22 protein-coding genes are annotated in these 17861 nt (G+C 67.7%); 11 read left to right on the plus strand and 11 right to left on the minus strand.

Annotated features, from left to right (window positions below):
• Nucleotides 1–28: 28 nt before the first annotated feature.
• Together KTC28_RS06690 and KTC28_RS06695 are read left to right on the plus strand one after the other, a co-directional pair.
• Nucleotides 29–1216: a glycosyltransferase family 2 protein gene (locus KTC28_RS06690; protein WP_223132298.1), complete on the plus strand. Its 1188-nt coding sequence runs from the start codon at nt 29–31 to the stop codon at nt 1214–1216.
• A 2-nt stretch (nt 1217–1218) separates the two neighbouring features.
• Nucleotides 1219–1626 (plus strand): GtrA family protein, encoded by a 408-nt coding sequence (locus KTC28_RS06695; protein ID WP_216708195.1) that lies wholly within the window; start codon nt 1219–1221, stop codon nt 1624–1626.
• On the opposite strand, the gene KTC28_RS06700 is transcribed toward KTC28_RS06695, so the two are convergent.
• Both KTC28_RS06700 and KTC28_RS06705 read right to left on the minus strand, forming a co-directional pair.
• Entirely contained in the window at nt 1623–2024 is a 402-nt protein-coding gene (locus tag KTC28_RS06700; protein ID WP_216708196.1) for a DUF6841 family protein, read from the minus strand. The genes KTC28_RS06695 and KTC28_RS06700 overlap by 4 nt on opposite strands.
• Nucleotides 2021–3256, minus strand: a complete 1236-nt coding sequence (locus KTC28_RS06705; RefSeq protein ID WP_216708197.1) for an argininosuccinate synthase — start codon at nt 3254–3256, stop codon at nt 2021–2023. Before KTC28_RS06705 ends, KTC28_RS06700 begins: the two co-directional genes overlap by 4 nt.
• 118 nt (nt 3257–3374) lie before the next feature.
• Here KTC28_RS06705 and KTC28_RS06710 point away from each other — a divergent pair, with 118 nt between their 5' ends.
• Nucleotides 3375–3698 carry a four-helix bundle copper-binding protein gene (locus KTC28_RS06710; protein ID WP_216708198.1) on the plus strand — a complete coding sequence of 108 codons (324 nt, stop codon included), beginning with the start codon at nt 3375–3377 and terminating at the stop codon, nt 3696–3698.
• Here the strand turns inward: KTC28_RS06710 and KTC28_RS06715 are convergent.
• The 7 genes from KTC28_RS06715 to KTC28_RS06745 all read right to left on the minus strand — a co-directional run bounded on the left by KTC28_RS06715 (nt 3695) and on the right by KTC28_RS06745 (nt 10088).
• Nucleotides 3695–5092, minus strand: coding sequence for an APC family permease (locus KTC28_RS06715; RefSeq protein ID WP_216708199.1), 1398 nt, complete (start codon nt 5090–5092; stop codon nt 3695–3697). The genes KTC28_RS06710 and KTC28_RS06715 overlap by 4 nt on opposite strands.
• 83 nt (nt 5093–5175) lie before the next feature.
• Complete coding sequence (locus KTC28_RS06720) at nt 5176–6120, minus strand: electron transfer flavoprotein subunit alpha/FixB family protein (RefSeq protein ID WP_216708200.1); 945 nt, start codon at nt 6118–6120, stop codon at nt 5176–5178.
• Complete coding sequence (locus tag KTC28_RS06725) at nt 6117–6866, minus strand: electron transfer flavoprotein subunit beta/FixA family protein (protein ID WP_216708201.1); 750 nt, start codon at nt 6864–6866, stop codon at nt 6117–6119. The genes KTC28_RS06720 and KTC28_RS06725 overlap by 4 nt, the downstream gene beginning before the upstream one ends.
• Nucleotides 6867–6927: 61 nt before the next feature.
• Nucleotides 6928–7893 carry an L-histidine N(alpha)-methyltransferase gene (gene egtD, locus KTC28_RS06730; RefSeq protein WP_216708202.1) on the minus strand — a complete coding sequence of 322 codons (966 nt, stop codon included), beginning with the start codon at nt 7891–7893 and terminating at the stop codon, nt 6928–6930.
• Nucleotides 7893–9134 carry an ergothioneine biosynthesis protein EgtB gene (egtB, locus tag KTC28_RS06735; protein WP_216708203.1) on the minus strand — a complete coding sequence of 414 codons (1242 nt, stop codon included), beginning with the start codon at nt 9132–9134 and terminating at the stop codon, nt 7893–7895. Before egtB ends, egtD begins: the two co-directional genes overlap by 1 nt.
• 41 nt (nt 9135–9175) lie before the next feature.
• On the minus strand, nt 9176–9739 hold the full coding sequence (locus tag KTC28_RS06740) for a cob(I)yrinic acid a,c-diamide adenosyltransferase (RefSeq protein ID WP_216708204.1): 564 nt from the start codon (nt 9737–9739) through the stop codon (nt 9176–9178).
• A gap of 148 nt (nt 9740–9887) precedes the next feature.
• Nucleotides 9888–10088 carry a twin transmembrane helix small protein gene (locus KTC28_RS06745; RefSeq protein WP_216708205.1) on the minus strand — a complete coding sequence of 67 codons (201 nt, stop codon included), beginning with the start codon at nt 10086–10088 and terminating at the stop codon, nt 9888–9890.
• A 247-nt stretch (nt 10089–10335) separates the two neighbouring features.
• Here KTC28_RS06745 and KTC28_RS06750 point away from each other — a divergent pair, with 247 nt between their 5' ends.
• Nucleotides 10336–10908, plus strand: a complete 573-nt coding sequence (locus KTC28_RS06750) for an HNH endonuclease (protein ID WP_216708206.1) — start codon at nt 10336–10338, stop codon at nt 10906–10908.
• Nucleotides 10909–10939: 31 nt separating this feature from the next.
• Here KTC28_RS06750 and radC read toward each other — a convergent pair whose 3' ends face one another.
• A complete protein-coding gene (gene radC / locus KTC28_RS06755; RefSeq protein WP_216708829.1) occupies nt 10940–11629 on the minus strand; it encodes a RadC family protein in 690 nt (229 codons plus the stop codon).
• Nucleotides 11610–12434 carry a type I methionyl aminopeptidase gene (gene map, locus KTC28_RS06760; RefSeq protein ID WP_216708830.1) on the minus strand — a complete coding sequence of 275 codons (825 nt, stop codon included), beginning with the start codon at nt 12432–12434 and terminating at the stop codon, nt 11610–11612. Before map ends, radC begins: the two co-directional genes overlap by 20 nt.
• Before the next feature lie 84 nt (nt 12435–12518).
• On the opposite strand from map, the gene KTC28_RS06765 reads away from it, so the two are divergent.
• The 7 genes from KTC28_RS06765 to accD are packed head-to-tail and all read left to right on the plus strand — an operon-like array spanning nt 12519 to nt 17857.
• On the plus strand, nt 12519–13289 hold the full coding sequence (locus tag KTC28_RS06765; RefSeq protein ID WP_216708207.1) for a competence/damage-inducible protein A: 771 nt from the start codon (nt 12519–12521) through the stop codon (nt 13287–13289).
• A 13-nt stretch (nt 13290–13302) separates the two neighbouring features.
• The gene (locus KTC28_RS06770; RefSeq protein ID WP_216708208.1) at nt 13303–13629 is read left to right on the plus strand and encodes a hypothetical protein; all 327 of its coding nucleotides are present in this window, start codon (nt 13303–13305) and stop codon (nt 13627–13629) included.
• Nucleotides 13626–14303, plus strand: a complete 678-nt coding sequence (gene pyrF, locus KTC28_RS06775; RefSeq protein ID WP_216708209.1) for an orotidine-5'-phosphate decarboxylase — start codon at nt 13626–13628, stop codon at nt 14301–14303. The genes KTC28_RS06770 and pyrF overlap by 4 nt, the downstream gene beginning before the upstream one ends.
• A complete protein-coding gene (locus tag KTC28_RS06780) occupies nt 14300–14935 on the plus strand; it encodes a phosphoribosylanthranilate isomerase (RefSeq protein WP_216708210.1) in 636 nt (211 codons plus the stop codon). Before pyrF ends, KTC28_RS06780 begins: the two co-directional genes overlap by 4 nt.
• On the plus strand, nt 14935–16161 hold the full coding sequence (trpB, locus tag KTC28_RS06785; protein ID WP_216708211.1) for a tryptophan synthase subunit beta: 1227 nt from the start codon (nt 14935–14937) through the stop codon (nt 16159–16161). Before KTC28_RS06780 ends, trpB begins: the two co-directional genes overlap by 1 nt.
• On the plus strand, nt 16158–16988 hold the full coding sequence (trpA, locus tag KTC28_RS06790) for a tryptophan synthase subunit alpha (protein ID WP_216708212.1): 831 nt from the start codon (nt 16158–16160) through the stop codon (nt 16986–16988). The genes trpB and trpA overlap by 4 nt, the downstream gene beginning before the upstream one ends.
• Nucleotides 16985–17857, plus strand: a complete 873-nt coding sequence (gene accD, locus KTC28_RS06795; RefSeq protein ID WP_216708213.1) for an acetyl-CoA carboxylase, carboxyltransferase subunit beta — start codon at nt 16985–16987, stop codon at nt 17855–17857. The genes trpA and accD overlap by 4 nt, the downstream gene beginning before the upstream one ends.
• Nucleotides 17858–17861: the final 4 nt, after the last annotated feature.

Below are 17861 nucleotides of genomic sequence, written 5' to 3' on the forward strand. Positions count from 1 at the left end.
ACGAGCGAGCCCAACGAGGACCGACCAGATGGACGCGATCACTCTCACAGCCCCGCCGGCCGATGTTGAACCGTCGGACATCGAGCTATCGATCGTGATGCCGTGCCTCAACGAGGCCGAGACGCTCGCGATCTGCATCGAGAAGGCGAACCGGTTTTTGGCGACGAGCGGCGTCGCGGGCGAGGTCGTCATCGCCGACAATGGCTCGACCGACGGCAGCCAGGACATCGCGCGGAGCCTCGGCGCACGCGTTGTCGACGTGCCCGCGCGCGGGTACGGCGCAGCCCTGCAAGCGGGCATCATCGCCAGCCACGGGCGCTACGTCGCGATGGGCGACTCCGACGACAGCTATGATTTCGAGGGGCTGATGCCGTTCGTGCTCAAGCTCCGCGAGGGCTATGAGCTCGTCATGGGCAACCGCTTCCAGGGCGGGATCAAGCCCGGCGCGATGCCGCCGCTCCACCGCTACCTCGGCAACCCGGTGCTGAGCTTTGCCGGGCGCCTGTTCTACGACGCGCCGATCGGCGACTTCCACTGCGGCCTGCGCGCGTTCCGCCGCGACAGCATCATGGCGCTCGGGCTGCGCACGACGGGCATGGAGTTTGCCTCCGAGATGGTCGTCAAGGCGACGCTCGCGCACATCCGCATGGCCGAGGTGCCGACGACGCTGTCGCCCGACGGCCGCTCGCGGCCACCGCACCTGCGCAGTTGGCGCGACGGCTGGCGGCATTTGAAGTTCCTGCTGACCTTCGCGCCGAAGTGGCTGTTCTTCTATCCCGGCGCGGCGCTCGCCGGGGTCGGGCTCGTCCTGCTGGTCGCGCTGCTGCCCGGCAGCCTGCGCCTCGGCAGCGTCACGCTCGGCGTCCACACCCTGTTGTTCGCCGCAGCTGGCGTCATCATCGGCGCGCAGCTGATGAGTTTCGCGGTCGTCGCCCGGCTGTTCGGGGTGCGCGAGCGGCTGTGGCCGACCTCGCCGCGGATCGAGCTCGCACGCACATGGTTCTCGATCGACCGGACATGCGTCGCGGGCGCGATCATGCTTCTTGCGGGCATCGTCATCGCCGCGGTCGCCCTCGGCGGCTGGGCCGGGACCGGGTTCCGCGACATGAACGTCGAGGGCACGATGCGCCTCGCGATCCCGTCAGTCCTGCTCTGCGCGCTCGGTGTCCAGGCGCTGGTGACCGGCTTCTTCACCGCGCTGCTGACAAGCGACTAGTGATGCCTGAGGGGGGATTGGGCGGGCGGTTGCGCGCGATGCCGCCGTGGGCGGGGCAGGTGTTCCGCTTCGGCATCACCGGCGGGCTCGGTTTTCTTCTCGATGCCGCGGTGTTGTGGCTGATGATTCGTGCCGGCGCATCGCCGTACGCCGGGCGCGTCGTCAGTATCGCTTGCGCGATTGTTCTGACGTGGTGGCTCAACCGCCGCCTGACCTTCCGCACCGCCGCGCCGCCGTCATGGCGCGAATTCGGCGCGTTCCTCGTCCAGTCGCTCGCCGGGGCGGCGGTCAACTACGCGGTCTATTCGGCGCTGCTCTGGGCCGGAGCCCCCGTCGTCGTCGCGCTTGTCGTCGGTACCGCGATCGCCTCGGTCTTCAACTTCTTCCGCTATCGCGCGATCCTGAGTTAGGCCCAGGCGGCGGCGTCCTCGCCTGCGAGGTCGGTGACGACGAACGACCAGTCGTCATCGTCGCTGACGAGCGTGTCGATCGCGGTGAAGGTCATCAGCGCCTTGCCGTCGGCGTCGACCAGCCGCCAATTGGTGGTCACCCGCGCCGCGTCATCGGGCAGCGGTTCGACCTTGGCAACGACGGCGGTGACCCCCTCGACGCCGCGCGAGTCCCATTCGGCAAGCCGAGCATCGATCCACGCGACGAGTTCCTCGTCGGTCTCAATGAAGGTCGAGCCATCGCTGCGCGCGAGCATCTGCGGCAAGCCCATGACGTCAGCGATGGCGTCGACGTCGCCGGTGTTCCACGCATCGGCGTGCGCCGCGATGAAGGCGGCGATTTCCGCGTCGATGCTCATTCCGGGTTTCCTTGGTCGCGCCGTCCGAGCAGCCGCAGCCGCAGCGCATTCAGCTTGATGAACCCCGCCGCGTCGCGCTGGTCGTAGGCCCCGGCGTCGTCCTCGAAGGTGACGATCTTCGGCGAGTACAGCGACAGCGGCGACTTGCGCCCGACGACGCTGACCGACCCCTTGTACAGCTTGAGCCGCACCGTCCCGGTCACCTTCGCCTGGCTGTTGTCGATCGCCGCCTGGAGCATCTCGCGCTCGGGGGCGAACCAGAAGCCGTTGTAGATCAGCTCGGCATATTGCGGCATCAGCGCGTCCTTGAGGTGCGCCGCGCCGCGATCGAGCGTGATCGATTCGATCCCGCGATGCGCCAGATGCAGGATTGTCCCGCCCGGCGTCTCGTACATCCCGCGCGACTTCATCCCGACGAAGCGGTTCTCGACGAGATCGAGGCGCCCAATGCCATGCTCGCGGCCGAGATCGTTGAGCTTGGCCAACAGCGCTGCCGGGCCGAACCCCTCGCCGTCGACCGCGACCGGATCACCGCGCTCGAAGTCGATCGTGATGTACTGCGGCAGGTCGGGCGCATCCTCGGGGCTGACGGTGCGCGAATAGACATAATCGGGGACCTCGTCCCACGGGTCCTCGAGGACTTTCCCTTCCGAGCTCGTGTGGAGCAAATTGGCGTCGGTCGAGAACGGCGACTCGCCGCGCTTGTCCTTCGACACCGGAATCTGGTGCGCCTCGGCGAAGGCGATCAGCGCCTCGCGGCTGGTCAGGTCCCATTCGCGCCATGGGGCGATAATGCGGATGTCGGGAGCGAGCGCGTAATAGCCGAGTTCGAAGCGGACCTGGTCGTTGCCCTTGCCGGTCGCGCCGTGGCTGACCGCATCGGCCCCGGTCGCGCGGGCGATCTCGATCTGCTTCTTCGCGATCAGCGGGCGCGCGATCGACGTGCCGAGCAGATACTGGCCTTCGTACAGCGCGTTGGCGCGCATCATCGGAAAGACATAGTCGCGGACGAACTCGTCGCGCAGGTCCTCGATGAAGATCTCCTTGACCCCGAGCAGCTTGGCCTTGGCCCGTGCGGGTTCGAGCTCTTCGCCCTGGCCAAGGTCGGCGGTGAAGGTGACGACCTCGCAATTATACGTCTGCTGGAGCCATTTGAGGATGACGCTGGTGTCGAGCCCGCCCGAAAACGCGAGCACGACTTTCTTCACCGGAGCCTTGTCGTCGTTTCGCATCTTCGTTCCTCGGGGCAGCGCGGGCGCACCATAGCGGCGGCTTGCCGCGATGCAACGCGGACGCGGAACACGCGATGGCAGCCGCCGGTTATGCCGCAACGCACCCAAGGAACCGCCGATGGACCCCCAAGTCGCTGCCTGTATCGAAGCCTGTAATCGCGCCCACGGCATCGCGCTCGGGATGGCGATGAATCACTGCCTCGAGACCGGTGGCGACCATGTCGAGCCGAAGCATTTCCGCCTGATGGCCGACTGCGCCGCGATGTGCGCTACCGCCGCCGACTTCATGCTGCGCTCGTCGCAATTCCACGCCGACAGCTGCCGCCTGTGCGCCGATGTCTGCGAAGCCTGCGCCGACAGTTGCGCCAGGCTCGACGGCATGGAGCCGTGCATCGACGCGTGCCGGGCGTGCGCCGCAAGCTGCCGGGCGATGGCGGGCTAACTTACTCGATCGAATGAGGGCGCGACCATTCTCCAACCGCCGGGTCGCTGCGCGAGCACGAAGCGGTGGTACAGCAGCGCTCCAATGATCGTTCCCGCGACGACCAGCTCGCCGGTTCGCCCGGTCTCGGCGTCCTGCCACGTCATCACCGCGAGCACTGCGGTCACAACGAGGCTGACGATGTTCGGGAGCGGGAAGAGCGGCGCGCGATAGGCGTCCCCCTGCCCGGTGACGCCGTGTTGCCGCCCGACCCATGCCGCAGTGTTGAGCAAAGCCCAGTTGGCGATCCCGTTTGCCGCCGACAGCAGCACCAGCATCGGCAGGCCGAGCAGGGTGAAGCCCATCGCCGTCACCCCGACCACGATGGTCGCGACCCATGGCGAGCCGAAGCGCGGATGGATGCTGATCAATGCCCGGTTGATCGGCGCGGCCCAGATCGCGTCGCGCCCCGAGCTCCACAGCCAGCGCCCGTAGCAGATCACCCCGGCCATCACCGCGTTGAAGATCGCCGCGGCAATGCCGAGCTCGATCAGCGTCGCGACGAGCGGGGAGGCGTGCTGCGCGATCAGCGCAGCGAATGGCGAATCGGAGGCGAGCGTCGCGGGCAGGTCGCGCGCGCCGATCGTCAGTGCCAACACCGGCAGCACCATCGTCACGATCGACGCGAGGGTTATGCGGATAACGAGGCGCCCGACGCGGACCGGATCGTGGAGCTCCTCGGCGAAATAGATCGCCTGCCCCGATCCGCTGATTGCCCACGACGCTGCGGATATCGCGACCGCAGCGATGCCGAGCGTGAGGGGAGCCGCCAGTCCGCCGGTGAACGTGACCGGTGCGGTCAAGACCTCGCCAATTCCGCGCGCAGGACTGCCGAGGCCAAGGACGCTGACGAGCGCAAGCGCCGACAGTTCGATCGCGAGGAAGACTCCGGTGATGACGGCGTTAGTCCGGACGTTGAGCACGGCAAGCACCGTCGCCACCGCCAGCGCGGCGATCGCGGTCGGGACGTTGGGCAGGACCGGCGCAACCCCGTGGAGGTAGAGCGCGATCCCGCTTGCGGTGAGCGCGAGCAGGACCGGTGTGCTGAGCATGTCGATCCCGAACTGGACAAACCCCCAGCGCGGACCAAGCGCCTGTCCGATCGTCGCGTAATCACCGCCGGCGAAGGGAAATGCCGACCCGAGCTCGGCCTGCGCGAAGGTGAAGATGAGTGTCAGCAGCCCGCCGACGATGAATGCCAGCGCCGCGCCGGTCCCCGCCTGATGGATGATGTCGGCCCCGGTAATGAACACCGACGCCGCCGGCGACAGCACCGACAGCGTCAGCAGCGACACCGCGACCGGGCCAAGCGTTCGCTTCAGGCCCGGTGCCAACGTCGCCGCCTGTGTCGCCATCCCGTCGTCCCCGCTGCCCGGACACACGGTGGCCCGACCGGCGAGTTCACGTCAATCCCGGCGCGCTGCAGCGAAGGGTCGGCCTATTTGGCGGCGGTAATCTTCGCGGTCAGTTCGGGGACAAGCGTGAACAGGTCGCCGACGAGGCCGATGTCGGCGACCTGGAAGATCGGCGCGTCGTCGTCCTTGTTGATCGCGACGATGATTTTCGAATCCTTCATCCCCGCGAGGTGCTGGATCGCGCCCGAGATGCCGACCGCGACATACAGCTCGGGGGCGACGATCTTGCCGGTCTGGCCGACCTGATAGTCGTTCGGGACATAGCCGGCATCGACCGCGGCACGGCTCGCGCCGAGGGCGGCGCCGAGGCTGTCGGCGAGCGGGTCCATGATCTCGTGGAACTTGTCGCCGCTACCGAGCGCGCGGCCGCCCGAAACGATGATCTTCGCCGCCGTCAGTTCGGGGCGCGCGCTCGTCGTCAGGTCGGCACTGACAAAGCTCGACAGGCCAGCGTCGGGGGTGGCGGTGACCGTCTCGATCGTTGCGCTGCCGCCGGTCGTCGCTGCCTTGGCGAAGGCGGTGCCGCGAACGGTGATGACCTTCTTCGCGTCGGACGACTTGACCGTCGCGATCGCGTTGCCGGCGTAGATCGGGCGGGTAAACGTGTCAGGACCCTCGACCGAAAGGATTTCACTGATCTGGGCGACGTCGAGCGCAGCGGCGACACGCGGCGCGACGTTCTTGCCGCGCGTCGTCGCGGGGGCGACGAAGGCGTCGTAGTTCGCCATCAGCCCGACGATCAGCGGGGCAAGATTTTCCGCGAGCGCGCGGCCGTACGCCGCGTCGTCGGCGAGGACCACCTTGGTCACGCCCGCGACCTTCGCCGCCGCGTCGGCGACCGACTGCGCGCCTTGGCCCGCGACCAGCAAGTGGACGTCGCCGCCGAGCTCGCCGGCGGCGGTCACAGCAGCGAGGGTCGCATCCTTGAGGACGCTGTTGTCGTGTTCGGCCAGAACCAGGACGCTCATCCGATCGCTCCCAAAACCTTCAGCTTGTCGACAAGTTCGTCGACCGTCTTGACCTTGACGCCGGCGGTCCGCTTCGACGGTTCGCTGACCTTCACGACCGTCAGCCGCGGCGTCGGGTCGACGCCGTAATCCGCCGGGGTCTTCGGCTCGATCTTCTTCGCCTTCGCCTTCATGATGTTCGGCAGCGAGGCGTAACGCGGCTCGTTCAGGCGCAGATCGGTGGTGATGATCGCGGGCAGCTTGAGCGACACCGTCTCGGCGCCGCCGTCGACTTCGCGCGCGACGGTGACGTGATCGCCCTCGACGGTGACCTTCGACGCGAAGGTACCCTGCGGCCAATCTAGCAAAGCGGCGAGCATCTGCCCGGTCTGGTTGGCGTCGTCGTCGATCGCCTGCTTGCCGAGGATGATCATCCCGGGCTGCTCCTCCTTGGCGATCGCCGCGAGGATCTTGGCGACCATCAGCGATTCGGTGGTCTGGTCGGTGACGACGAGGATGCCGCGATCGGCGCCCATCGCGAGCGCGGTCCGCAGCGTCTCCTGGCACTGCTGGACGCCGATCGAGACGACGACGATCTCGGTCGCGACGCCCTTTTCCTTGAGGCGGATCGCTTCCTCGACCGCAATTTCGTCGAACGGATTCATGCTCATCTTGACGTTGGCGAGCTCGACGCCAGTGCCGTCGGTCTTGACCCGGACCTTGACGTTATAATCGACGACCCGCTTGACGGGGACGAGAAGCTTCATCGCGTTGGCTTTCCCAAGGAACTTGGCGGTGTCTGTAGGAAACGCAGGCGCGGTCCGTCAATCACGGTTCGATCGCGCCGTCGTCGCGACGCCACAGGTGGAGTGCAAAGCGCGCTGCGTCGTCGGTCCATGCGTCGACGGGATCCCAGCCGGCAGCGCGGGCGAGGAGGCGCGCTTCGTCGAGGGTCCATTTGTAGCTGTTTTCGGTATGGATCGTCTCGCCTGCCGCCATCGTGACCGGCGAGCCGAGGACGGTGAAGCTCGTGTCGCGGACGGCGCGGAGGTGCATCTCGATGCGACCGAGATCGGCGTTGAACGGGGCCCAATGGGTGAAATCATCGACGTCGATGGTGCCGTCGAGCTCGCGGTTGATCCGGTGCAACAGGTTGAGATTGAACGCTGCGGTGACCCCGGCGGCATCATTGTACGCGGCTTCGAGGGTGGCCGAGTCCTTGCGCAGGTCGAGGCCGATGACGAGCCATGATCCCTCGCCGAGCGTGTCGGAGAAGGCGCGGAGCAGGTCGATCGCGGCGGCGGGGGCAAGGTTGCCGAGGGTCGAGCCGGGAAAGAAGCCAAGCTTGGGGCGACCCACGATGCCGGCGGGCAGTTTGAGCGGGCGGGTGAAGTCGGCGGCGAGGGGAAAGACGGGCAATTCCGGCAGCTTGCGCGCGAGATCGGCCGCCGCCATGTCGAGGAATTCGGCCGAGATATCGATCGGGACATAGGCCGAGGCGGCGACGGTGCGCAGCAGCAGCGGGGTCTTGGCCGACGATCCGGAGCCGAATTCGATCACTGCGCGACCCGGGCCGACCGCGGTAGCGATCGCTGCGCCATTGGCGGTGAGGATGCCGACCTCGGTCCGCGTCGGATAATATTCGGGGAGGGCGGTAATCTTCTCAAATAGTTCGGACCCGATCGTGTCGTAGAAAAAGCGCGCGGGGATCGTTTTTTGCGGCTGGGCGAGGCCGGCCAGCACCGCCTCGCCAAAGTCGCCGTCGTCGTCGTCGCGTACGGCCAGATGGAGCATCAGACGTCCTTCGCCAGCCGCAGTCCGGTGAACTGCCAGCGCTGATGGGGATAGAAAAAGTTACGCAAACTCAATCGGCTATGCCCGCGGGGGGTGGCGCACGAGGCGCCGCGGAGGACCATCTGCCCGCTCATGAACTTGCCGTTATACTCGCCGACCGCGCCCGCTTCGGGGCGGAAGCCGGGGTAGGGGAGGAACGCGCTCGCGGTCCAATTCCAGACGTCACCGAACAGCTCGCCGCCGGCGCGCGGGGCGATCGTCCCGGGGCCATCGAGCTGGTTGCCGCTGGTCGGGTCGACCCCCTGCGCGGCGATTTCCCACTCGAACTCGGTCGGCAGCCGCGCGCCTGCCCAAGTCGCGAAAGCGTCGGCTTCATAATGACTTAGGTGGACCACCGGGGCATCGGCGGCGCGCTCGACCCGTCCCGAGAGCGTGAAGCTGGTGCCGTCGTCGAACCAGTAAAGCGGCGCTGCGATCGCCTCGCGCTTGACCCATGCCCAGCCATCGGACAGCCACAATGCCGCGGTCCGGTACCCGCCGTCGGCGATGAACGCGGCCCAGTCGGCGTTGCTGACACAAGCCCCGGCGAGGGCGAACGGGCGAAGCAGCAATTCATGCGCCGGTCCCTCGCAATCGAATGAAAACGCAGGCGAACTTCGTTCCGCACCGACCCGCACAATGCCCGCACGATGCGATGTCCACGCGCGCCCATCGGGCGCAGCCCCGGCCGGCGCGGCCGGCGTCGGCGTATAGACACGCGGTTCGATCGGATTCGCCGAAAACAGGTGGAGGATATCGGTCAGCAGCAGCTCCTGATGCTGCTGCTCGTGAGCAATCGCCAGTTCGATCAGCGTCAGCGCGGCAGGCGGCAGGCGGCCCCATGCGGCATCGAGCGCGGCATCGACATGCGCGCGCCACGCGATGATCTCGGCAAGCGCGGGGCGCGTGATCAAGCCGCGGGCGGCGCGGGGATGCCGCGCGCCGATCGACTCGTAATAGCTGTTGAACAGGAAGTTGAAGCGGTCGTCGAACACGCGGTAGCCGGCGGCTTCGTTCAGAATAAATGTCTCGAGGAACCACGTCGTGTGGGCGAGGTGCCACTTTGCCGGTGACGCGTCGGCCATCGACTGGACGGTCGCGTCGGCGTCCGACAGCGGCGCGGCGAGCGCAACGGTCAGTGCACGCGTCGCCTGGAAGCGATCGCGCAGCATATCGTCCTCAAGTTTCGCCGCCGTTGCCATTGCCCCGTCGCCGGTCCCCTCCTGTTCCGCTGGTTGTAACGCTAACGACCCGCTCCGGGTACCCACAACACGTCGCCGGTGCTGCGATTTGTCACCCGGGCAAGGACGAACAGATGGTCCGATAGCCGGTTGAGGTAGCGGATTGCGGTCGGGTTGATCACCTCGACCAGCGCCGCCGTGACCGCCAGCCGCTCGGCGCGCCGGACGACAGTCCGGGCGAGGTGGAGATGCGCCGCCGCCGCCGTCCCGCCCGGCAGGATGAACGAACTAAGCGGGGCGAGCGTCGCGTTCATCGCGTCGATCTCCGCCTCAAGCCGGTCGACTTGCGATGCGGTCGCGCGGAGCGACTTCGAATCCGCCGCGAAGTCGTCGCCCGGGGTCGCGAGATCGGCGCCGACGTCGAACAGGTCGTTCTGGATGCGCGCGAGCATCGCGTCGGTCTCCGCGTCCGCCGCGAGCCGTACGATCCCGATCACCGAATTCGCCTCGTCGACGGTACCGTAGGCGGCAACGCGAGCGTCGTCCTTCGCCCGGCGCGACCCGTCGGCGAGCCCGGTCGAGCCGTCGTCGCCGGTGCGCGTGTAGATGACGTTGAGTTTCACCATGGTCGTGCTGATCCTGCTCGGATGTACGTCTCGTCACCCCGGCGGAGGCCGGGGCCCATCGTGGTGCAAGCTCCGAATTTCGCGTTGCGGGGTGAGTTGGGCCCCGGCCTGCGCCGGGGTGACGGTAGGGTGATTTGCGCGCTTTGCATCAATGCCGGTTGATCAGGAACAGGATGATGATGAATACGATCGCCAGCGCCTGGAAGCCGACACGGTAGCTCATCAACCGGTTCGACTGGACCCCGGTGACGTCCTTGCCGCGCGCCATGACGATGATGCCGCGCGCGAGCATGCCGAGCGTCGCCAGCGCGGCGGCGATCATCAGGACGATCAGGACTGTCTGCGGCATGAGCTGGGCCTTTGGAGTGTCCAGCTTTAAATGGGCGTGCGCGGTGCGAAACGAAAGGCCATCCGCACAACGTCATTGCCGCAGTAAATCGAGGCAGCTATATCCGGTGCTGTCATACGCACGACACACTTTCTGTTGTAAGGGCGTATCACGGATAGAACGAACGGCCGCAGACGATTTGCGGTCTTGAGTGCGACGAGGCCTGCGAGTCCAACCGGCCGCTCCAGCACGGGAGCAGGCTACGCGCATGTATCATCCCAATCTTCTGTCGCCCCCCGAAGCCTGCCCGGCGCTCGTGCTCAACGCCGATTACACACCATTGTCGTACTACCCGCTCAGCCTGTGGTCGTGGCAGACTGCGATCAAGGCGGCGTTCCTCGAGCGCGTCGATATCGTCGCCGAATATGACCGCGAGATTCGCTCACCCAGCTTCGCGATGAAGCTGCCGTCGGTGATTGCGCTGCGCCAGTATGTCCGCCCGGCGACGCACCCGGCGTTCACCCGCTTCAACCTGTTCCTCCGCGACAAGTTCGCCTGCCAATATTGCGGCGCGCGCGAACGCGAGGACCTGACCTTCGACCATGTCGTCCCGCGCGCCTACGGCGGCCGCACGACATGGGAGAACGTCACCACCGCCTGCGCGCCGTGCAATCTGCGCAAGGGCGGCCGCACCCCGGCGGAGGCGCACATGCAGTTGAACCAGCGCGCGTTCCAACCGAACAATCACCAATTGCAGGAAAACGGCCGGGCATTCCCGCCGCATTTCCTCCACGCGACGTGGCGCGACTATCTGTACTGGGACAGCGAGCTGGAGGCGTAGGACCGACCTGCGCCGACAGCCGCCCGGCCCGCTACAGCAGGCCGAGTGCGCGGAAGCTGGCGTGGCCGGTCTTGCCGATGACGACGTGGTCGTGGACCGACAGGCCGAGGTGCCGTCCCGCCTCGATCACCGACTTGGTCATGGTGATGTCATCGCGGCTCGGGGTTGGATCGCCGCTCGGGTGGTTGTGGACGAGGATCAGCCCCGACGCGCCGAGTTCGAGCGCGCGCTTGACGATCTCGCGCGGATAGACCGGGGCGGCGTTGACGGTGCCGCTGCCCATTGCCTCGTCGCGGATCAGGATATTCCGATTGTTGAGAAAGATGACGCGGAATTCCTCGGTGACGCGATGCGCCATCGCCGCGTGGAGATAATCGGTCAGCGCCTGCCAGCCGGCGAGGACAGGGCGGTCGAGCGCCGCCGCGCGGAGCGACCGCAGCGATGCCGCCTCGACGAACTTCATCGCCGCCGCCCCGCCCGCCGACAGGCCTTCGACGCGCGACAGTTCGGCAGGAGATGCTGCAAGCACTGCGGGGAACGAACCGAATTCGCTCAGCAGGCGCTTCGCCAGCTGCTTGGTATCGCGCCGCGGGATCGCCAGCCCAAGAATATATTCAAGGAGTTCGTAGTCGAGAAAGGCATCGCCGCCGCCTTCGAGCAGCCGGGCCCGGAGTCGTTCGCGGTGCCCCCCCGGGTCGGTGTCAGATGGCGTAGGGGGGATGGCTCAACCCGGCGGGGCTGGTGGTGAACACCTCGCACCCGGTCTCGGTGATCCCCACCGAATGCTCGAACTGCGCCGAAAGCGAGCGGTCGCGCGTCACCGCGGTCCAGCCGTCGTCGAGCAGCTTGACCTCGGGGCGGCCGAGATTGATCATCGGCTCGATCGTGAAGATCATGCCGGGCTGGAGCACCGGGCCTTTGCCCGGACGCCCGACATGGACGACGTTCGGCGCATCGTGGAACACACGCCCGACGCCGTGGCCGCAGAAATCGCGGACGACCGAGCAGCGCTGGCCCTCGGCGAACGACTGGATCGCCCAGCCGATGTCGCCGAACGTCGCGCCCGGCTTGGCGACCGCGATGCCGCGCTGGAGGCATTCCCACGTGATATCGACCAAGCGGCGCGCCTTGAGCGGGACGTCGCCGACGAGATACATCCGGCTGGTGTCGCCGTGCCAGCCGTCGACGACGACGGTGACGTCGATGTTGACGATGTCGCCGTCCTTCAACCGCTTCGCGCCCGGAATTCCGTGGCAGACGACGTGGTTGACGCTGATGCACGAGGCATGGGCGTAGCCGCGGTAGAAGATCGTCGCCGGCACCGACCCGGCGGCCATGACGAATTCGTGAACCATCCGGTCGAGATCGGCGGTCACCGCCTCGGGAACGACGTGGGCGACGAGCATGTCGAGGACGCGTGCGGCGAGCTGCCCGGCGGCGCGCATGCCGACAAAGGCTTCGGGCCCGTGGAGCTTGATCGCGGTCGACGGCTCGTCGAGGATATCGGCAGTGGCGGCGTAGGTCATGGTCACAAGGTAAGCCGCCGGGTGCGACGTGGCAACCACGGCGGCGTTGTCGACACCCGGGGCGGGCTGGGCTAAACCGCGCCCATGTCAACCACCGCCGCTGCCCCCGCCGATCGCATCTACACCGCCGCGCTCGTCGTCATCGGCGACGAGATCCTGTCGGGGCGGACGCAGGACGCGAATACCGCGTATCTGGCGAAGTGGCTCGGGGTCCAGGGCATCCGCCTGCGCGAGGTCCGCGTCGTCGCCGACGACATGGCGGCGATCGCCGATGCGGTGAACGCGCTCCGCGTCGCGCACGACTATCTGTTCACCACCGGCGGCATCGGCCCGACGCATGACGACATCACCGTCGACGCAATTGCCGCCGCATTGGGGGTCGCGGTCGTCCATCATCCGCGCGCCGTCGCGATCCTGACCGAGCATTACGGCGACCGGATCAACGATGCGCGGCTGCGGATGGCGCGGGTTCCCGACGGTGCCGAACTCATCGCCAATCCGCGCACCCAGGCTCCGGGCATCCGCATCGGCAACGTCTTCATCATGGCGGGGGTGCCGGCGATCACCCGGTCGATGCTCGCCTCGCTCGACGGCCAGCTTCCGGGCGGGCTGCCGGTCCTGACGCGGACGATCGCGGCGTGGACGTACGAAAGCCGGGTCGCCGAGCTGCTCGCGAGCGTTGAAAAAGCGCACGACGGCATCCAGATCGGCAGCTACCCATTCTGGCGCGAGGGCAAGACCGGGGCCAATTTCGTGCTGCGCAGCGTTGACCGGATTACGCTCGACACGACGGCGAGCGCGCTGATCGCCGCGCTTGCCGATGAAGGTATCGAGGCAGTCGACGGCGAGCTATGAGGAGAATGCCGCGATGAAGGCCATTAAGTTGATCGGCTTCGGCGCGTTGCTTGCGCTGTTCGTGCTGTTTGCGTTCAACAATTGGACGCGCGTGTCGGTCGACCTGCCCAACGGCTCGATCGTGCTGATCTTCCTGCCGGTAATTGTGCTGGTGTCGATCCTGATCGGCTGGTTGCCGATGCTGCTCGTCCACGTCGCGTCGAAGTCGGCGTGGCGGCGGCGCACGACGCGGGTCGAACGCCTGCTCGACGAGGCGCAGGCGCTGGGGCCGCGCGTCGCCCCGCCGGTCACCGAGCCGATCGTGACGCCGATGCCGTCGAGCTTTCCCCCCGCCGCGTGACCGCCAACCCGATCTACGTCGCGATCGATACGAGTGACCTCGCTGCGGCCGAGGCGCTCGCCCGCGCGGTCGCGCCGCATGTCGGCGGATTGAAGCTCGGCCTGCAGTTCTTCATGGCGCACGGCCCCGACGGGGTTCGCCGGATACAGGCGTTCGGCCTGCCGATCTTCCTCGACGTCAAGCTGCACGACATCGGCAACACCGTTGCCGGGGCAATGACCTCTCTCGCGCCGCTCGGGGTGGCGATCGTCAACGTCCATGCCTCGATCGGGGTCGAGGCGATGAAGGCAGCGCGCGCGGCAATCGGTCCCGAGACGGCGATCATCGCGGTGACCGTGCTGACCAGCTTCGACGACACCGACCTCGCAGCAATCGGTGTTCAGGCACGCGTTCGTGATCAGGTCGCGCATTTCGCCGCGATGGCGCGCACCGCCGGGTTGCAAGGGATCGTCTGCTCAGGGGCCGAAGCGGCTGCGACGCGCGCGGCTTGGCCCGACGCGATGATCGTCGTCCCAGGCGTGCGGCCTGCGGGCGGCGAGCTTGGCGATCAGAAGCGCGTGATGACACCCCATGCCGCCGTCGACGCAGGCGCGTCGATCCTCGTCGTCGGCCGCCCGATCACCGCCGCCACCGATCCCGCCGCCGCCGCCGCCGCGATCGCCGCTTCGCTGTGACCCTCGACATCAAGATCTGCGGGCTGTCGACGCCCGAAGCGATCGACGCCGCCGTCAGTGGAGGCGCGAGCCATGTCGGCTTCGTGTTCTTTGCGGCCTCACCTCGCAATGTCGATCCCGACCGGGCATCGGCGCTCGGCCAGCGGGTGCCGTCGCACATCACCCGCGTCGGCGTGTTCGTCGATCCCGACGATGCCCTGCTCGACCGCACGGCAGCCGGGCTCGACGCGATCCAGTTGCACGGAGGCGAAACCCCAGCGCGCGTCGCCGAGGTCCGCCGCCGCTACGGCCGCCCGGTGTGGCGCGGCATCGGCGTCGCGACGCGCGACGACATCGACGCGGCGGTCGCGGCGTTCGGCGGCACTGCCGACCGATTGCTGTTCGATGCCAAAGCGCCTAGGGGAGCCGCCTTGCCCGGCGGAAACGGCCTGCGCTTCGACTGGCGGCTGCTCGACCGCGTCGGTCGCGCATGCTGGGGCCTGTCGGGCGGGCTCGACGCGGAATCGGTGGCGGAGGCGGTGCGGACCGCGCATCCGTCGCTGGTCGACGTGTCGTCGGGAGTCGAGGACGAGCCGGGAGTGAAGTCGGTGGCGAAGATCAAGGCGTTCATCGCCGCAGCGCGGGCCGCGTAATGGCGACGGCAGCAGTAACCAACGGCCGCCCGAGCCTGCGGACCGGCCCCGACGCGCGCGGGCATTTCGGGGCGTTCGGCGGACGCTATGTCGCCGAGACGCTGATGCCGCTGATCCTCGAACTCGAGGTCGCGTACCGCGCGGCGCAGGCCGATCCGGCGTTCGCCGCCGAGTTCGATTATCTGATGAAGCATTATGTCGGCCGTCCGTCGCCGATGTATTTCGCCGAGCGGCTGACGAACGCCCTCGGTGGGGCGAAGATCTACTTCAAGCGCGACGAGCTCAATCACACCGGCGCGCACAAGATCAACAATTGCATCGGCCAGATGCTGCTCGCCCAGCGGATGGGCAAGACGCGGATCATCGCCGAGACCGGGGCGGGGCAGCACGGCGTCGCCACCGCGACCGTCGCCGCGCGCGCGGGGCTGCCGTGCACGATCTACATGGGCGCGCGCGACATCGCCCGGCAGGCACCGAACGTGTTCCGCATGAAGCTGCTCGGGGCCGAGGTGCGCAGCGTCGAATCGGGGTCGAAGACCTTGAAGGACGCGATGAACGAGGCGCTGCGTGACTGGGTCGCGAACGTCCACGACACCTTCTACATCATCGGCACCGCCGCCGGGCCGCACCCCTATCCCGAACTCGTTCGCGACTTTCAGTCGGTCATCGGCAAGGAAGCGCGCGAGCAGATCGTCGAGGCCGAGGGCCGCCTGCCCGACGTGCTGTGCGCCGCGATCGGCGGCGGATCGAACGCGATCGGGCTGTTCCACCCGTTCCTCGACGACGACGTCCGCATGATCGGGGTCGAGGCGTCGGGTCATGGCCTCGATACGACCGAGCATGCCGCCAGCCTTGCCGGCGGCGTGCCCGGCGTGCTCCACGGCAACAAGACGATGTTGCTGCAGGACGCCGACGGCCAGATCACCGAGGCGCATTCGATCTCGGCGGGGCTCGATTATCCCGGCATCGGTCCTGAGCATGCGTGGCTCCACTCGATCGGGCGCGTTGAATATCAATCCGCGACCGACGCCGAGGCGCTCGCGGCGTTCCAGCAGCTGTGCCTGCTCGAGGGCATCATCCCCGCGCTCGAACCCGCCCACGCGCTCGCTGCAATCCGGCGGTTCGCGCCGGGCATGAGCCGCGACACGATCGTCCTCGCCAACCTGTGCGGGCGCGGCGACAAGGACATCTTTACCGTCGCCGAAGCGCTCGGGACCCAGATGTGAGCGACCGTCTGGCTCGCCGCTTTGCCGCATGCGCCGCGCAGGATCGTGCCGCGCTCGTCACCTTCGTCACCGCGGGCGACCCCGATCTCGACCGGGGACCGAGCATCCTCGCCGCGCTCGTTGCCGGTGGCGCCGACATCATCGAGCTCGGCATGCCGTTCACCGACCCGATGGCCGACGGTCCGGCGATCCAGGCGGGCAATATCCGCAGCCTGATCGCGGGGACGACGCTGCGCGGCGTGCTGGCGATGGTCCGCGCCTTCCGGGCGACCGACACCGCGACGCCGCTGATCCTGATGGGCTATTTCAATCCGATCCTCGCCTATGGAGTCGAGGCGTTCGCCGCGGATGCCGCCGCCGCTGGGCTCGACGGGACGATCGTCGTCGACCTGCCGCCCGAGGAGGACGCCGAACTCGCGCCGATGCTGACGGGGCACGGCCTCCATAATGTCCGGCTGGCGACACCGACGACCGATGCGGCGCGACTGCCGACGGTCCTGTCGGGGGCGTCGGGGTTCGTCTATTACGTCGCGGTCGCGGGCGTTACCGGCACCGCATCCGCCGCCGACGCCGACATCGCCAGCGCGGTCGCGCGGCTGAAGGCGGCGACGAGCCTGCCGATCGCGGTCGGCTTCGGCATCAAGACTCCCGCTCAGGCCGCCGCGGTCGGGCTCCATGCCGACGGCGTCGTCGTCGGCTCGGCGCTCGTGTCGCTGATCGGCGCGGCCGCCGAAACCCGCGCCAACGACCTTCCCGAACAGGTCGAAGCCTTTGTCCGCGGGCTTGCCGACGCTGTCCGCACCGCGCGTATCAGGACCGCCGCATGAGCTGGTTGACCCGCATCCGGCCGCGCCTGACGGCGATGCTGACCCGGCGCGAGACGCCTGAGAACCTGTGGCGGAAGTGCGCCAAGTGCGGCGCAATGCTGTACATCAAGGACTTCGAGGAAACGCTGGGCGTCTGCCCGCGCTGCGGTCACCACGAGCGGATCGACCCGACGACGCGTTTCCACCAGATTTTTGACGGCGATTACAAGCGGCTCGACGTCGCCAAGGTGCCCGAGGACCCGCTCAAGTTCCGCGACCAGAAGCGCTACGTCGATCGGCTCAAGACCGCGCGGGCCAACACCGGCGAGCCCGAGGCGATGGTCGTCGCGACCGGCACGATCGGCGGCGAGGTCGCGGTCGTCGCGGTGCAGAACTTCGCCTTCATGGGCGGGTCGATGGGCCTGGGCGTCGGCGAGGCGTTCCTGTCGGGGGCGATGGCGGCGGTCAAGGCGAAGTGCCCGTTCGTGATCTTCACCGCAGCCGGCGGCGCGCGGATGCAGGAGGGCATCCTCAGCCTAATGCAGATGCCGCGGACGACGGTCGCGATTGCCGAACTGCGCGAGGCGGGGCTGCCGTACATCGTCGTGATGACCGACCCGACCACCGGCGGCGTCACCGCGAGCTACGCAATGCTCGGCGATATCCAGATGTCGGAGCCCGGCGCGTTGATCGGTTTCGCCGGACAGCGGGTGATCGAGCAGACGATCCGCGAGAAATTGCCCGAAGGCTTCCAGCGCGCCGAATATTTGCTCGACCACGGCATGCTCGACATGGTCGTCCACCGGAAGGACCTCAAGGCGACGCTCGCCCGGCTGATCGGACTGTTGATGCGGCAGCGCGTGACGCCCCCCGTCGCTCCCGCGGCCTGATCCG

Source organism: Polymorphobacter megasporae (assembly GCF_018982885.2).
Lineage (GTDB): Bacteria > Pseudomonadota > Alphaproteobacteria > Sphingomonadales > Sphingomonadaceae > Polymorphobacter_B > Polymorphobacter_B megasporae.

What these genes read in the sequence shown, in the direction of transcription:
- egtB (WP_216708203.1), bottom strand. Translation starts at nt 9,134, where the DNA reads ATGGCAACGGCGGCGAAACTTGAGGACGATATGCTGCGCGATCGCTTC.
- KTC28_RS06765 (WP_216708207.1), top strand. Translation starts at nt 12,519, where the DNA reads ATGTCAACCACCGCCGCTGCCCCCGCCGATCGCATCTACACCGCCGCG.
- KTC28_RS06700 (WP_216708196.1), bottom strand. Translation starts at nt 2,024, where the DNA reads ATGAGCATCGACGCGGAAATCGCCGCCTTCATCGCGGCGCACGCCGAT.
- KTC28_RS06690 (WP_223132298.1), top strand. Translation starts at nt 29, where the DNA reads ATGGACGCGATCACTCTCACAGCCCCGCCGGCCGATGTTGAACCGTCG.
- KTC28_RS06715 (WP_216708199.1), bottom strand. Translation starts at nt 5,092, where the DNA reads ATGGCGACACAGGCGGCGACGTTGGCACCGGGCCTGAAGCGAACGCTT.
- KTC28_RS06750 (WP_216708206.1), top strand. Translation starts at nt 10,336, where the DNA reads ATGTATCATCCCAATCTTCTGTCGCCCCCCGAAGCCTGCCCGGCGCTC.
- egtD (WP_216708202.1), bottom strand. Translation starts at nt 7,893, where the DNA reads ATGCTCCATCTGGCCGTACGCGACGACGACGACGGCGACTTTGGCGAG.
- KTC28_RS06745 (WP_216708205.1), bottom strand. Translation starts at nt 10,088, where the DNA reads ATGCCGCAGACAGTCCTGATCGTCCTGATGATCGCCGCCGCGCTGGCG.
- KTC28_RS06705 (WP_216708197.1), bottom strand. Translation starts at nt 3,256, where the DNA reads ATGCGAAACGACGACAAGGCTCCGGTGAAGAAAGTCGTGCTCGCGTTT.
- KTC28_RS06695 (WP_216708195.1), top strand. Translation starts at nt 1,219, where the DNA reads ATGCCTGAGGGGGGATTGGGCGGGCGGTTGCGCGCGATGCCGCCGTGG.
- KTC28_RS06710 (WP_216708198.1), top strand. Translation starts at nt 3,375, where the DNA reads ATGGACCCCCAAGTCGCTGCCTGTATCGAAGCCTGTAATCGCGCCCAC.
- KTC28_RS06725 (WP_216708201.1), bottom strand. Translation starts at nt 6,866, where the DNA reads ATGAAGCTTCTCGTCCCCGTCAAGCGGGTCGTCGATTATAACGTCAAG.
- accD (WP_216708213.1), top strand. Translation starts at nt 16,985, where the DNA reads ATGAGCTGGTTGACCCGCATCCGGCCGCGCCTGACGGCGATGCTGACC.
- KTC28_RS06740 (WP_216708204.1), bottom strand. Translation starts at nt 9,739, where the DNA reads ATGGTGAAACTCAACGTCATCTACACGCGCACCGGCGACGACGGCTCG.
- KTC28_RS06720 (WP_216708200.1), bottom strand. Translation starts at nt 6,120, where the DNA reads ATGAGCGTCCTGGTTCTGGCCGAACACGACAACAGCGTCCTCAAGGAT.
- KTC28_RS06770 (WP_216708208.1), top strand. Translation starts at nt 13,303, where the DNA reads ATGAAGGCCATTAAGTTGATCGGCTTCGGCGCGTTGCTTGCGCTGTTC.
- map (WP_216708830.1), bottom strand. Translation starts at nt 12,434, where the DNA reads ATGACCTACGCCGCCACTGCCGATATCCTCGACGAGCCGTCGACCGCG.
- trpB (WP_216708211.1), top strand. Translation starts at nt 14,935, where the DNA reads ATGGCGACGGCAGCAGTAACCAACGGCCGCCCGAGCCTGCGGACCGGC.